8 protein-coding genes and 1 pseudogene are annotated in these 15,216 nt (G+C 42.5%); 2 read left to right on the top strand and 7 right to left on the bottom strand.

Annotation, left to right across the window (positions count from 1 at the left end; translation table 11 throughout):
• Window positions 1-126: 126 nt before the first annotated feature.
• Window positions 127-933 carry a class I SAM-dependent methyltransferase gene (locus IPI59_02220; GenBank protein ID MBK7526381.1) on the bottom strand — a complete coding sequence of 269 codons (807 nt, stop codon included), beginning with the start codon at window positions 931-933 and terminating at the stop codon, window positions 127-129.
• 121 nt (window positions 934-1,054) lie between these two features.
• Complete coding sequence (locus IPI59_02225; GenBank protein MBK7526382.1) at window positions 1,055-4,381, bottom strand: trypsin-like peptidase domain-containing protein; 3,327 nt, start codon at window positions 4,379-4,381, stop codon at window positions 1,055-1,057.
• On the opposite strand from IPI59_02225, the gene IPI59_02230 reads away from it, so the two are divergent.
• Entirely contained in the window at window positions 4,380-4,577 is a 198-nt protein-coding gene (locus tag IPI59_02230; protein ID MBK7526383.1) for a hypothetical protein, read from the top strand. The genes IPI59_02225 and IPI59_02230 overlap by 2 nt on opposite strands.
• On the opposite strand, the gene rnc is transcribed toward IPI59_02230, so the two are convergent.
• From rnc to uvrB, 4 genes are all read right to left on the bottom strand, one after another.
• A complete protein-coding gene (gene rnc, locus IPI59_02235; GenBank protein MBK7526384.1) occupies window positions 4,574-5,242 on the bottom strand; it encodes a ribonuclease III in 669 nt (222 codons plus the stop codon). The genes IPI59_02230 and rnc overlap by 4 nt on opposite strands.
• Window positions 5,243-5,466: 224 nt before the next feature.
• Window positions 5,467-6,120, bottom strand: a complete 654-nt coding sequence (locus IPI59_02240; protein MBK7526385.1) for a protein-L-isoaspartate(D-aspartate) O-methyltransferase — start codon at window positions 6,118-6,120, stop codon at window positions 5,467-5,469.
• 91 nt (window positions 6,121-6,211) lie between these two features.
• The gene (locus IPI59_02245) at window positions 6,212-8,692 is read right to left on the bottom strand and encodes a carbohydrate binding family 9 domain-containing protein (protein MBK7526386.1); all 2,481 of its coding nucleotides are present in this window, start codon (window positions 8,690-8,692) and stop codon (window positions 6,212-6,214) included.
• A gap of 531 nt (window positions 8,693-9,223) precedes the next feature.
• Window positions 9,224-11,269 (bottom strand): excinuclease ABC subunit UvrB, encoded by a 2,046-nt coding sequence (gene uvrB, locus IPI59_02250; protein MBK7526387.1) that lies wholly within the window; start codon window positions 11,267-11,269, stop codon window positions 9,224-9,226.
• 238 nt (window positions 11,270-11,507) lie between these two features.
• Between uvrB and IPI59_02255 the strand changes: the two genes are divergently transcribed.
• Entirely contained in the window at window positions 11,508-12,398 is an 891-nt protein-coding gene (locus IPI59_02255; protein MBK7526388.1) for an FkbM family methyltransferase, read from the top strand.
• Here the strand turns inward: IPI59_02255 and IPI59_02260 are convergent.
• A pseudogene (locus tag IPI59_02260) lies at window positions 12,399-15,186 on the bottom strand (2-oxoglutarate dehydrogenase E1 component). It abuts the gene before it with no gap.
• Window positions 15,187-15,216 lie beyond the last annotated feature (30 nt).

The following is a 15,216-nucleotide window of genomic DNA, read 5'->3' on the forward strand; positions in this document are numbered from 1 at the left end:
CGATAGGTTGTAGCAAGATTAATAAACAAATGAGGCACGAAGTTAGTGAAATTATAGAAAATGCCCAAAATAGGCCTCGTGTCAATTTTTATACAAACCGGATGGGTAAGCCCTTCCATTAGTTTACTACCACCACATTATAAAATGCTCTTTTGCTTGTTGCTCTTGGCGTAAAAAAACCAAGCCCAACCTAAACAAATCAATGGTTAAAGTAACCTGTGGATGTTGTTGTATGGCCGCCCATGCTTGCTCCATCTCTTTTGACCAATGAATATCGTCAAAAACAAACACTGTATCGTTGTGGGCATGGGGCAAACAAGCTTCAAAATAGCGCAACGTAGGCGCATAGCGGTGGTTGCCATCAGCCCAAACAAGGTCAAGTTGTGGTAGTTGTGGCAATAGTTGTGGCAACACCGCATCAATATTGCCAATATAGCTTTTTATATTGTTTGCCCGCATTTGAGCAAAGTTTTGCCGGGCTATTGCTGCCGTTTTGGCACACCCCTCAATGGTATGGATAGTGGCCTTTTTGCGGGCTTTAGCCAAGTACAGGCTACCCAAACCTAACGATGTTCCCAGTTCAAGGCAGGTGTTCGCTTCAAAATAATTTGCTAATTTAAACAGCAGTTCTCCCACTTTTTCGGTGGCGCCGGCGCGGTTTGCTATAGTTTTAATGCTACGCATGTAAGTTGATGCCGCAGCAACATCATTTTTGCTTGCGGCATTTGTCGAAGCACCTAAGTCAGTAACTATTAGCATGGTTGAGTTTTTCAAGAGCGCACGCCGTAAGTCGGCAATATCGTAAAAAGCATAATAGCTGCGAGGGTCGTAAATAACATTTTCTGCAAGGGCGTAAACAAATGGCGAGTGCAGGTAATACTTGGTTTGTGCTCGAATACCGTAGCGCAGAGCGGCTAACAATTGGTTAAACATGAGGCAAAATTAGGGTTAATAATTTTATTTTTATCCGGACAAAATTTGCTTTTTACTCTCTTAGTTTGAGAACATAGGCAATTACGAGTAAAATTCCATCCCAAAAATCGCCGCAACTATTTTACTCGCCGCAAAATATTTTTTCAACAACAATATATCCGTTAGCTTGTAAAACGGCAAAGTACAAGCCTTGTGGCAAAAATGCCGCCATATTTAAGCTAAATGCCGTATTGGCGGATATATTGCCTTGCCAAACCAACTGGCCTGTAACCGCATACAGTTGTAAATTAGCTGGCACATTTTCGGGGTTAGCATTGTAAATTTGCAATAACCTGTTGCCTGTATGACTATAAACCTGCATTTGCAAAGGATTATCAATGGCTACGCCAAGCGTTATGCTTCGCACAACCGGGCAGCCCGACCCATCTGTAACCGTAAGCGAATAATTGCCAAAGTTTAAACCCGTTATAGTATTTGCGTCCTCTAAACCTGTGCTCCATTTATAGCCATAGGGGGGCATCCCCTCCGAAACCAAGGCCATTATTTGCCCATCAAATTGGTTTAAATGTGCCGCTCGCGTCTGAAAAACTATTTCGGGGGCAGCGGCAACTTTAATTGTAAGTGTAGCGGTGTCGGTGGTATATAAGTCGGCAGCAATAAGTGTTATGGTGTAATTGCCGGGTTGGGCAAATTGCAAGGTAACGGTGTCGGTGGTGGCACTGGCGGGTTGGGCATTGGGCAGCAACCAGTTAATTTTATGCGGCGTGTTATTATATTGTCCTTTTACAAAAATGGGTTCGTTGGTGCAAAACACACCGCTGGCCGGCATATTGCCCACCCAAATAGCAGCAGTCATTGCCGGGTACTGGCTCAATAAGGTGGCATGGGCAATTGTTTGGCAGCCGTTAGCATCGGTAACAGAAACACTGTATTGGCCTGCTGTAATTTGGTTTAATTGTGGTTGGTTGGGTGCGCCGGGCAAACTCCAGTTATATTGAAGCGGCTCAACACCTATAGCAACAGCCGTTAAGCTGCCGTCGGTGGCAACAGGTGTAGTAGGCAACTGCGATTCTATTGTTACCACCGGGGCCGAGAGCACCGTAATAGCTGCCGGCAAATTGGCTTGGCCGGCACCCTCGCCTTTAACTACCAATAAATTTACACTATACTGACCCGCCTGCGGATACACTACCGCAATATTTTTTCCGGATGCTGTTGCCGGAACCGCTCCATCTATCGCCCAGTAATAGGTATCAGCATCCTCCGGATAATTGCAACTATAATATACCGTGTCGTTGGGGCAAACAATACTATCAGATGCGGTAAAAGTTGGCACCAACTCGCCACTACCTTCTACACAAAAACTTATAGATGCGCTGCCCTTAAACTCGGCGCCCTCTCCTAAAAGATTTTGTTCAGCATCAATAAGTTTATAGTTGCCATTGCCAAACTCGCAACAAATGCCATCACTTAGGGCATCGTAAATGGTGAATATATAGCAACCAACCGGCAAACAATAATTAAACATATAGTTTTGTTGTTTATCGGCAAAGCCCGCTTGGGCATACATCGTTTTATTGTTTGTGTCTTTTATATCAAACGAGGTTTCGCTGCCATAGGCATCGGTGGTTAAATAAACGGTTACATAACTGTTTGATGGTACTAAGTTGAGCTTAGTTATGATGGTATTATTTGCCCCATTTTCATCCGGATTATTGTTCGGATTAAATAAGGTGATTTCTAAATTATGTACCCCCGGCTCTAATGCCGGGAGCGGCAAATCTATATAATCAATTTGGTAGTAATTTAACGACCCCGACCAAGTAAACAACAACGGGGTTTGGCCGTTAATACTTAGCTTTATTTCGAGGCTTGTTATGGGGGTACTGCCTTTATTCCGGATTTTTATTTTTGGGTTTAATGGACTATCGCTGCAAGCAAATTCCGGAAGGTCTTCAATGCTCATCAACGCCACATCTAAGGCAAACGGCGGTTGACTGCAATCTTTCCCGTCTATGCTTGTAACACCGGTGTTGTCGGGGTCAAGCCAATCTTTAAGGCGGGCTTTAGAGTCGGCGCCTTTTGCCCACGACATTGACAATTTGCCAAAATCGTCGTAGTCAATTTTGGTACACGAGGCATTACCTCCGTACAATTGCCCAATAATTAACCCAGTTTGATTATACAACGGCGAGCCCGATGAGCCTCCTTCGGTAGTGCCAGCGTCCCAGCCATCAATGCGCCAATGCGAGTTAGGCACGCCGCTACCCCCTGAAGACTCGGTCAAAAGGTCGTCGTTTAGCGAAATTTTTTTAATATCGCCCTTGGGGTGGTGTATGCAGGCGCAAATAGCAACAGGGGTATTGGCGTTGTCCCACCCCGAAAACCATACGTTATAATCGGGCGGAATTGGTTCGGACAGTTCTAAGAGCGCAAAATCGCTGGCAAAACTATTTGCCAATAGTGTTGCCCCCGATACGGTTTGGTTGGTTGGCCCATCGTTATTATTGCAGTCGGGGCTTTCGTAATTAAACATAAACAGCCATGTTTCAGGTTCGGTGGGGTAATCAACGCAGTGATTGGCTGTTAAAAATAAAGGCGTACAATCGTTACGGGCATTGTTAATTAAGGCGCCAGTGCAAAGGCGCGTACCTTGTTGCGACAATATTAAACCTACTGAGCGTTTGGGGTTTTGCCAATCGTCTCCTTCGGGGCAATTAACGTTGATATTGCACAACCCCGAGTCGCCAAACCCTTCTTCGCTTTTTGATTGTTGTTGTTCCTCCTCCTCCTCTTGCAATGATGGCGATTGTCGCTTATTATCCAAATTAAACTGTGCGTTTGCAAAGCCTCTATAATGATGTACAACGGTAGCAACCTGTATTTGCCCTTGTCCGGCATAAGCGGCGGGTTCGTAGTATTCTAATATAGTAGTTTCGCCAAAAATAATACCTGTGGCCATGCGGCCATGTGGTTTGTTGTTTAGCGGGGTAAATGCACCCAATATTTGCTGCTGGTTGGGGCTGTAAAGATGAAGCGTAGCACCGGGCGGCAAATAAAACTGTTTGTAAATTAAATGTATTGCTTGGGCTGCTGCCGAGTTTATAGCAAGGCGGCAAATTTTGTCGCCATTTGGCAGGGTTTGCCATAGTCCTTTTTGCAGTACATCAATATTGGCAGACAATGGAACGCCAAAACGATAGGGCTTGGTGGGGTCAAGGTCGTTTATGGCATCTTTGGCGGCAATTTGCCCCCAATTAATGGTAGTGGGGTTAGTTGCTATAATTGGAAGAGAGGTATTTTTATTTAGCTGTGCTTGTAAAAACGAGTTAAAACTAATGGGTTGCCCGCCCGCGCTTACCTGTGCGCTAGCATTTGTTAAGGGGCATAGTAAGTGTAATAAAGCTACAACTACGCAAATAAAAGTATAAAAACGAAAAAACAACATGGTGCCGCACAAAATTTTATTTCTTTATTCTTTAATTAAACGCAATATTGTTAGGTTTGGGTTGTACGTTTATTGCACAAAAATAACAAAACTGCCATTAAACCAACTTATAGGAGTTAAATTGACAACAAAATGGCTCGATGCTGCTATTTATTATCCGGAGTTTTGGCACTATGGCGTAAAATTAACTTGTTAGTCGTCATCAGCAATAATACCCATTTGTTTAGCTATACTTAATGTTTCACAAATCGCTTTAGAGGCTTGTTTTTCGGCCTCTTTTTTATTGGGACCTTCGCCGCGCCCTAACTCTTCATTATTTACGTAAGCTGCTACGGTAAAGCGGCGGGTATTTCCGGTAATACGTTCGTCAACCAATTCGTAATCAAGGGTATGTGCATGTTTTTGTGCCCATTCTAAAAGCAGGCTTTTATAGTTAAGGTCGCCGGTTTCGAGGCGGTCAATATTAATAAACTGGGCTAATATTTTTTGGTAAACAAACTGCTGTGCCTTGTCGTATCCGGCATCTAAATAAATAGCACCCACTAAAGCCTCAAGTGCATTGCCCAACAACGTATTGGTAACGTGTACGCTTAGGTGGTCGTAGTCTAAAAACTCCGAAAGGTCTAACAAATAGCCAATTTCGCCTAATTTTTTGCGGCGTACAATTTTCGAGCGCATTTCGGTTAAAAAGCCTTCGCCTTTGAGGGGGTATTTCTTAAATAAAAATTCCGAAACGGCTGTGCCAAGTACCGAGTCGCCTAAATATTCTAAGCGTTCGTTGGTGGTGTGTGTAGCCGTTGTGCGCGAGGCGTGCCTAAATGCCATTCGGTAAACGGCAATATTTACGGGTGTAAAGCCCATTAGGTGCCGTAGCTGGTTGACATATATTTTGTGTGGAGAAAACCACCTATTGTACCATTTTTGAAACAGCAAAACGTTACAGTTTTTTTATTTGCGAGGCAAAGGTAAGGAAATGGCTTTAGGTTCCGGATTTATTGTAAGGAAAATACATTATAAAAAGGCATCATTGCTGCAAAAAAAAATATCCGGATATTTTTTATTATCAACGCAAGTTGGATACTTGTTTATTTTACGACGCCTGGGGTCATGGGTACAAATTTAAACTCGTCTCCTTTGGTTTCTACAAACCCGTTTTCTGATTTTCGGGTTACCCCTACCATGGTTTGAATGTTTTTACCCACCGGAACCACCATCATGCCGCCAATTTTTAGCTGATTGAGCAAAGTTATGGGTATTTCTGGGGCAGCTGCCGTTATTAAAATGCGGTCAAACGGGGCATATTGCGCAGCGCCTTCGTAGCCGTCTCCAAATAAAAGTGTAGGGTGGTAGCCCATTTGTTTTAATAATTTTTTGGCGGCAACATGGAGGGTGTAATCTCGTTCTATACTTACTACGCGGCAGCCCATTTCGAGCAAAATGGCGCACTGATACCCCGAGCCGGTGCCTATTTCCAATACATTTGCGCCATTAAACGTTTGTAACATACTGCTTTGATAGGCCACGGTAAATGGCTGCGAAATAGTTTGCCCCTGCCCAATAGGAAATGCTTTGTTTTGGTAGGCTTGTTCGGCAAATTCCGGAGGAAAAAAATAATGGCGTGGTACTTTGTGAATTGCAAACAAAACTGCTGTGTCTTTAATGCCCTCATCCACTAACTCGTACATAAGTCTATCGCGCAGGCCTTTGTGTTTAAAATTATCAATTAAACTATTATCCATAGGACTTGCGAAGGCGATTGGGTTTAAAAAACTTATTGTCGGTGCAAAGTTAGGCTAATACTTTGGTAGTTTTGTTTAATTTGGGGTGGGTTTACCCTGTTTTAGGTGAGAATTGTTGTTTTTTTATGCCTTGATAATCTAAGTAATATAAGAGTTTTAGCGCTACAAAATTGGCTTGGGGTTCGGCAAAGGTTTTGTTTATGTTTTGCAAATAGTTTCCGGTTTTGGTGTTATAAAAAGCTATAATATTGTTTTTCCAAACAAAACTTAGTTGGCTGCCTGGCAAAAACTCCCAGCTATAGACAAAATCTAAATTAAACAGGTTAAAATTGCCATCGTGGGCTTGGTTGTACTGCTTATACCATAAAAGGCGGCCATTAGGTTGTAGCAGGTGGTAATCGTAATAATCAACTTTACCCCAGTAATGGCGTGTTCTTACGTTAATATTCATACGCGGGGTAAAAACATACCTTACCGATACGGTATTTGAAGCATTAAACAACTGCCTGCGGCCAAACACTGTTTGCTGGTTAATGGTGTTTACCCATCCGTAGTTGCTTTGGTCGTAATCGGCAAAAATGGTATATGTGGCGGTCAATCGCTGGCTAAACCGAAAATTAGAGGCAAGTTGGCCTGAGTAGTAATAGTCTTTGTGGTTGTACGAGTCGGCGATATTGCCTTCAAAACTAAACCAAACTTTTTTACGGGTATCGGTTTGCAAATTAAATCCGGTAAAAAAATATCCCGGACGTAAAAAATAGGTATCCTCCTTGCGTGGTTCGTTATAATCGTGGGTATCAAACGGGCTACCATCTACCCAAGCCGACAGCATCCAAAAATTAGTAAATTGACCATTGAAGTTAATATTAACAATCTGTTTTTCGTGTGCAAACGGGGTAAAATGGGTTTGGTAATTAAAATTGCCGTTAACAGACCAGCTATTGAAGGTTTTGTTGGGCTTGTATTGAAAATATCCGGCCTCAATACTTGTTTTTGTGTTGTTGTTACCATACTGTAAGCCCATATCGTTGGGGTCATAATTTTTATCCATCCCAACATGCGAAACCTTCCAGCGCCAGGTGCCCGATATTTTGCCGTAACCCACTTGGTAGTTGTATCCGCGTTGTGTTTGCTCGGCAGTAAATATTTGGCTTGCTTTAAGTGTTGCATTAAACGCATATTTGTTTTTGCTACCAGCCAATCGGGTTTCAAGCGCTGTAACGTTGGCATCGGGGCTGGTGCCATTGCGCAACAAATTTGTGTTTATTAGGCTAATAGAAGAATTGTTTTTAAGCACCTTGTCAAGTACAAAGACGTTGTAATTGGTTAGCGGAGCGGTTTCAAAACGCCGTGTTTTATTGGTTTGGGTGTTAATTATAGCGGCATGTGTAGGGGCTTGTATTACGTTTAACACCCCTATTCCTAAGTTTTTGGCTGTGCGTCCCGAAAATTTTGTGGCATTATATAGCTGGCTCATGGTAGGGTTTTCGGCTACATATTCAAGGGTGTCGGTTTGTAAATAGGCATCGAAAAAGTGTAGGGGCAGGCCTCCGATACGGCGCGAGTAAAAAATATCGCCTTTGCTAAACAATTCGGTGCCCTCGGTAAAAAAGGGGCGGCGTTCGTTGTAGCGGCGTTCAAAAGGGCCTAACTCTAATACTTTATCGTCTGATTGTACTTGGCCAAAATCCGGAATTAACGTTGCATCTAAAGTAAAACTTTCGTTGATACCCCATTTTACATCCATGCCGCCATTAATATTTTTACCTTCTTCGTAGCCGGTTACGGGTAAGTTGTCGCTATTATTTGTCGGGTATCGCTCGTAACTCAAGCCCAAATAGGGCGTAAACGACAGGCGCAAAGGTGGCTTAATATTTTGCAAATTGACCCAGCTACCCCATTGATTTATAATTCCATCAACGGCGGGGTTTATAGCTGCCCAGGTAGTAAACTCTTGGGTGCGCTCGCTAAACCGAAAAAAATTAATGCCCCATGTTTGTACGGGTTTATTTGGAAAACGCAATGCCGAGTAAGGAATTCGTATTTCAATTACCCACCCTCCGTTGGGGTGCATAGTGGCGCGGCTTTGCCAAACGGCATCCCAGGCGTCGTCGTAGTCGGTGCCGTTAATTTTAAAATCGCCTTGCACGTTAGCCGCCGATACGGTAAATACGTTGGCGTTTACATTGTCGTTATAGGTGTCAATTCCAACTCTGAAATAATCGGTGTTTGCATCTACAATTTGGTCGCGCACCGACATTTCGTTGGCAATTGCGTGGGCTTTGTCTTCAAACATTTGTGCGGCAACGTAAATAGCCTTGTCGTCGTACAATAGCCATACTTGGGTTTTTTGTTGTGCTGACTGTCCAAAAACCGGCTCGGAGGTAATAAAATTAGTAGCCATTGGGGCGTTTTTCCAGGCATCTTCCTCTAATACACCATCAATATGCAGGTTTTGGCTGGTTTTGATGGCGGTTAGAGTTAGCTCGTCAAGGGTTTTAAGTGGTGGGGCGGCAAGTAATGAAGTCCAACAAAAAATAAAAAATAAAGCAAGTATAAATTTGTTTTTCATAAAGAGAGCGCGTGAGTATAATTTTGTAAAAAGGGAGCAGTAAAAACAAGGCCGCAATATGGCAATTATTTTTACTAACAACTATTAATTAACAAAATATAGCATTTTACAACTATGCTTAAGAAAAATAATGTTAATTAAGGCGATTCATGGTTTACAACCTGCTATTTGCTTCTTATTATCCGGATAATTATTTTGATTGGTTTTAATGCCTGCTTTATATTCCGGGAAGTTGTTTAATAATTAAACCATATAATTAACCACATAGACACATAGAATTTGTTTAAGTATTAAAAGGTGTGACAGTTTTAAACGCTTGATACTAAGAAAATATTGAGGTAAAAACAGGCTACAAAAATGTAAAACAGATTTATAGAGGACTTAGTTTCGCAATTATTTCAAGGGCACATAGTTCCAAATTAGTTCAACAAACTAATTTTTAAACAATTTCCGGATTAAAAAAAAATCATTCAACTAAAATCGCTAATATTTGTTTGTTGTTGTTTTTCGAGGTTGTATTTTAACTTGCCGTTAGGTGTGTTCGTACAGTTTTTTAAACTCGTTTTGCAAGGCAAATAATTCGTCTCGCAGGCGTGCGGCGGCCATAAAATCTTGTTCTTTGGCAGCTTTTAGCATGTCGCGGCGGGTTTTTTCAATTGATTTTTCTAATTGTGGGCGGGTCATGTATTGTATAATGGGGTCGGCGGCAAGTGCGGTGCTTGTTTCATCGGGTTCAATATAAACGGCGTTGGTTTTATTGCCTTTAATGTCAACAACGGCGGTTTGTTCTAAAATTTGTTCGCGGCTTTTTAGCACGGTTTGTGGTGTAATGCCATTGGCTTCGTTAAAGGCAATTTGTTTGGCGCGGCGGCGGTTTGTTTCATCAATGGTGGCCTGCATACTTTTTGTGATGCGGTCGGCGTACATAATTACCAAGCCGTTGGCATTGCGGGCAGCCCTTCCGGACGTTTGTGTAAGCGAGCGCTCGTTGCGCAAAAAGCCCTCTTTGTCGGCATCTAAAATAGCCACTAACGACACTTCGGGCAAATCTAAACCTTCGCGCAGCAAATTAATACCCACCAACACGTCAAAGTCGCCCAGGCGCAGCCCTCTTATAATTTCAACCCGTTCAAGGGCATCAACCTCTGAATGGATGTATTTGCAATTAATATTTAACTGCGTTAAATATTTGCTTAATTCTTCGGCCATTCTTTTAGTGAGGGTTGTAACCAAAATACGCTCGTTTAGGGCAACACGTTGGTTAATTTCGCCAATAAGGTCGTCAATTTGGTTAAGGCTGGGGCGCACTTGTATTGGCGGGTCGAGTAGGCCGGTTGGGCGCACAACCTGTTCTATAAACTCGCCGCCGGTTTTGGTCATTTCGTAGTCGCCGGGGGTAGCCGACACATACACAATCTGGTTAATTAACTGCTCAAATTCTTGAAAGCTTTGCGGCCTGTTGTCTAATGCCGATGGAAGCCTGAATCCATAATCAACAAGGGTTAATTTGCGCGAGCGGTCGCCGCCGTACATGCCCGATATTTGAGGTACGCTTACGTGACTTTCATCTAAAAACAACAAATAATCTTCCGGAAAATAATCGAGTAAACAAAACGGGCGTTGTCCGGGCTTTCTGTTGTCAAAAAAGCGCGAGTAATTTTCAATTCCCGAGCAATAGCCCAATTCTTTAATCATTTCAATATCGTTTTGCACTCGTTCGTAAATTCGGTCGGCTTCGGCGTGTTTACCTACACTTTCAAAATAGTTTTTTTGGGCTTGTAGTTCATCTAAAATTTGATGCAAAACTTGCCCTAATTGACTTTGGTCGGTAAGGTATAAATTTGCCGGATAAAAAATTGCTTGCTGAAGGGTTTCTATTCGTTTTCCGGATTCGGGGTGTACTCGCTCGATGGCATCTATTTCGTCGCCAAAAAACACCACCCTAAATACATAATCATCGGCATACGGCGGAAAAACATCTACCGTGTCGCCCCGAACTCTAAAAGTACCCCGGTTAAACTCGTCTTCAGTGCGCGAGTACATAATTTCTACCAAGCGGCGCAAAAAAGGGTTCCGGCCAATTTTATCGCCTTGGTTAAGGTAAATTATTTTATCTTTATATTCGTTAGGGTTGCCCATACCGTAAATACAGCTTACTGATGCTACCACAACAATATCGCGCCGCCCCGACATAAGCGAAGAGGTAGCCCGTAACCGCAGCTTTTCAATTTCGTCGTTAATTAACAAATCTTTTTCGATATAGGTATTTGTTACCGGAATATAGGCTTCGGGCTGGTAATAGTCGTAATAACTTACAAAATATTCAACTGCATTTTCGGGAAAAAACTGTTTAAACTCGCCATACAACTGGGCTACTAAGGTTTTATTATGGGTCAAAATTAGGCTGGGGCGCTGTAATTCGCTAATTACATTTGCCATTGTAAAAGTTTTGCCCGAGCCGGTAACCCCTAATAAGGTTTGGTATTTTTCGCCCTGTAAAATGCCGTTTACTAAGGCTTTAATGGCCTGGGGCTGGTCGCCGGCAGGCTTATACAACGAGGTAAGTTTAAACTGCATAGTGTAGGTAAAACAACAAAAGTTTATTTGCTTTGTTTGGTTTTTTGTTTAATTAGTAGTTTTAAAACAGCTATTTTTGCCTTTAAAATTACACCGTCTTTGGCTAAAAACTATAAAATTTGCTCAAAAATAGTCATTTTAGGATTATTGTAATACAAGCCAACTTTTTCTTTGTATAGGCAAATTAAAAAGGTTAAATTGCTTTGGTTTTTTTCACTTAAAATTTGTTCGAAAAATTATGCGCTTGCCTTTTTTTATCCGGAAAATAGCTCGCGAAATAGCACTGCAAATAGCTCCAAAATGGTACAAGCATCGGTTATTGGCTTTTATTCGGCAAGTAAGTTGGCATAATTTAAACACAATTAACCGTAATTTAACCGATTTTGAGCCCGAATTGCTGTTATTGCCTTATTTGTTGCAGCCCACGCTAAGTTTTATCGATATTGGTTGCCACAAAGGAGAGTATTTATATGCCGCACAGTATTATGCAAAGCATCCGGAAAATTTGCTGTTGGGGTTCGAGCCTATACCAAGTTTAAATCGGCTGCTTACTCGTTTTTTTCCTAAAGCAATTATTTCTCCGGTGGCAATAAGCAATAAAAATGGCGAGTTTTTGCTTAAAATTCCACAAATAAACAAACAATGGCGCTTGGCACGTGCTACTTTAAATACCCATTACCTCGAAACCAACGAAGAAAACTCCCAAAAGCTTACAGTTAAAACACAACGTTTAGATGATTTTTTAGCCCAAAACAAGGCGGCAATTGCCCCACCATGCCTGCTTAAAATAGATACCGAAGGCCACGAGTGGGAAGTAATTGAGGGGGCGCAACAAACTATTGCCTTATACCATCCGGCATTAATTGTCGAGGTCGAGCAAAGGCATCACAACCAACCCATAACTCAAATTATAGATGCTATTTGCGAGTTAGGATATAATTGTTACTACTATCAGCCAGTAGCGGGGCAGATGGTGCCGTTTAGTGCCACCCAAGCCAATGCGCTACAAACTGCAAACCCTAAAACAGACCGGCAAGCTTATATTAACAATTTTTTGTTTTTACCTACTAATACCGACCAACAAATTATTAGCAATATAAATACGCAAATAGCAAATAGCACCTGTTAGTTAGGCAAACGCTTGTTCAACAATAGCCTTTTGTTCGGCATCGGATATTGCCTTGAACCCCGATGCAGGTGATGCACTATTTGGCCGTGCTATAAATGCCATATCAAGGTTAAGTTCGGCAAAAAGGTTGCGCAAATACCACAATGCGCCCATATTTGCCGGCTCTTCTTGCACCCAAATCAAGCGTGCTTTTTTAGGGTAGCGGCTAATAATATTTTTAAATTGGGCTTCGGCAAACGGGTATAATTGTTCGATGCGAACGATGGCAATATCTTTACGCTGATCTGTTTGTTGTTTTCGCAGCAGGTCGTAGTATATTTTTCCGGAACAGAGCAATACGGTTTTTATTTTTTCCGGATTATTAAGATTTGTGTCGTCTATAATTTCTAAAAAGCGTTTGTTGTTGCCAGTTACCTCGTCAATATGCGAAGTGCAAAGGGGTTCGCGCAGCAAAGATTTAGGCGACATAACCACCAGCGGTTTACGGAATGGGCTAATTACCTGCCGGCGCAAGGCATGGAAAAAATTAGCCGGAGTGGTTATATTTGTTACAAACATATTGTCGTTGCCACAAAGCTGTAAAAAGCGTTCTAAACGGGCGCTGCTATGCTCGGGGCCTTGCCCTTCGTAGCCATGGGCAGCAACAAAACCAAACCTGTTGCGTTCGTCCATTTCGCTTCAGAGCTGGCAATAAATTGGTCGATAATAATTTGAGCGCCGTTGGCAAAATCGCCAAACTGTGCTTCCCAAATAGTAAGCGCATTTGGCCAAGCAAGGGCGTAGCCATACTCAAAACCCAACACAGCATACTCAGAAAGCAGTGAGTTGTATATTAAAAACTGCCCTTGTTGATTTGGCACCACCTGACTAAGTCGGCAATACTCGTTATACGTGTTTGCATCGTACAACATAGCATGGCGATGGCTAAAAGTGCCGCGCTTTACATCTTGCCCACTCATACGCACATTAAACCCTTCGGCTAAAAGGCTGCCGTAGGCTAAAAGCTCGGCCCCGCCCCAGTCGAGGGTTTGCGTTTTTTGAAAGTTTTCGCGGCGTTTGCGCAGCATAGTATTAATTTTAGGCAGTGGGTCAAAATTTTCGGGTATGGCGTCTATTTGTTTGGCTATTTGGTTTGCAATACCGGCCTCAATACCTGTTATTACCGACTGGGCTAAATCGGTGGGAGTTGCATGGCGCAGTTTTTGCCAGGCCAAGTCGGGTTTTTGTAGTTGGTAGGGCAACGGTTTTTGTTTTACCATATTGAGCCTGTCTTGAAGAAGTTGCCAAAACTCGTCGTTTAGGGCTTTTACATCGTCATTGTTAAAGGTTGTTTCGGCATATAATTTTTGGGCATAAATTTCGCGGGGGTTGGGGTGGTTTTCAATAAGTTTATACAATCCGGGCTGGGTGTAGGTTGGGTCGTCGCTTTCGTTATGGCCATGCTTGCGGTAGCAAACCATATCTACAAACACATCGGCATTAAATTTTTGGCGATATTGCACGGCCAGTTGGCAGGCAAAAACAACAGCCTCTATGTCGTCTCCGTTTACATGAATTACTGGTGCCTTTACCATACTGGCTACGCTAGTGCAATAGTCGGCGGTGCGTGCATCGTCAAAATCGGTGGTAAAGCCCACTTGGTTATTAATTACAAAATGAAGTGCACCTCCGGTATAATACCCTTTTAGCCCACACATTTGGGTTACCTCGTACACAATGCCCTGCCCTGCTACGGCTGCATCGCCGTGTATTAAAATGGGTAAAACTTTGTCGTAATTGCTATTGTATAATATGTCGGCTTTTGCGCGGGCAAAGCCCTGTACTACGGGGTTTACTGCCTCGAGGTGCGATGGGTTAGGCATTAATTTAAGATATAATTGCTGGCCATTGGGGGCAGTATGCTGCGCACTATAACCCAAATGGTATTTTACATCGCCACTGCCCATTTTGTGGTCCATAGCCGCGTAGCCTTCAAACTCGTTAAAAATTTGCTCGTAAGTTTTGCCTATAATATTAGCCAACACGTTTAAACGCCCCCGGTGAGCCATACCTATCAGCACTTCGCTTACATCAAGGTTCGAGGCTGCATTAATAGCGGCATCAAGGCCCGGAATCATAGATTCGCCTCCCTCTAAGCCAAAACGTTTTTGACCAATATATTTGGTATGTAAAAACTGCTCAAAAACAACCGTTGCGTTTAATTTTCTAAAAATATGTTTTCGTTCGTTTAAACTAAATCCAAAACTGCCACCCTGTGTTTCAATACGCTGGCGCAACCATTGCAATGCCTCTAAATTGGTAATATATTCACACTCAAAACCTAAAGTGCCACAATAAATTTTACGCAACTGCTGGTAAACTGTTTCCAGTGTTTGTTTTCCTTGCAGCCCTATTTCGACACCTAAGTTGGTTTCAGTAGTTAAGTCGGCATTGGTAAAACCAAAGTCCGATAAGCTTAGGTGTGCCTTGCGGTCTTTCCGGGGTTTAAGTGGGTTGGTAACTGCCTCTAAATGCCCTTTGTGCCGGTGTGCGGCAATTAGCTGGTAAACACGCAAATCGAAGCTAAGGCTTTGCGTTGTTGTTGTTGCATTAGTAGCAACGCTTTTTGTGTGCCATTGCCATTGCCATTTGTAGGTGTGGTGATGGCATTGGCTAAGGCAAAATCAAAACCTTCGAAAAATTTTTGCCATTGCACATCAACACTTTGTGGGTTTTGTTGATAGGCATGGTATAACGATTCTATAAACTCGGGGTGCGCATTGCTTAAATACGTGTAATTAGCAGACATTTTTTTTAGTTAGATACGATTTAAGAAAAT

The sequence above is a fragment of the Sphingobacteriales bacterium genome (assembly GCA_016706405.1).
Classification (GTDB): domain Bacteria; phylum Bacteroidota; class Bacteroidia; order Chitinophagales; family UBA2359; genus BJ6.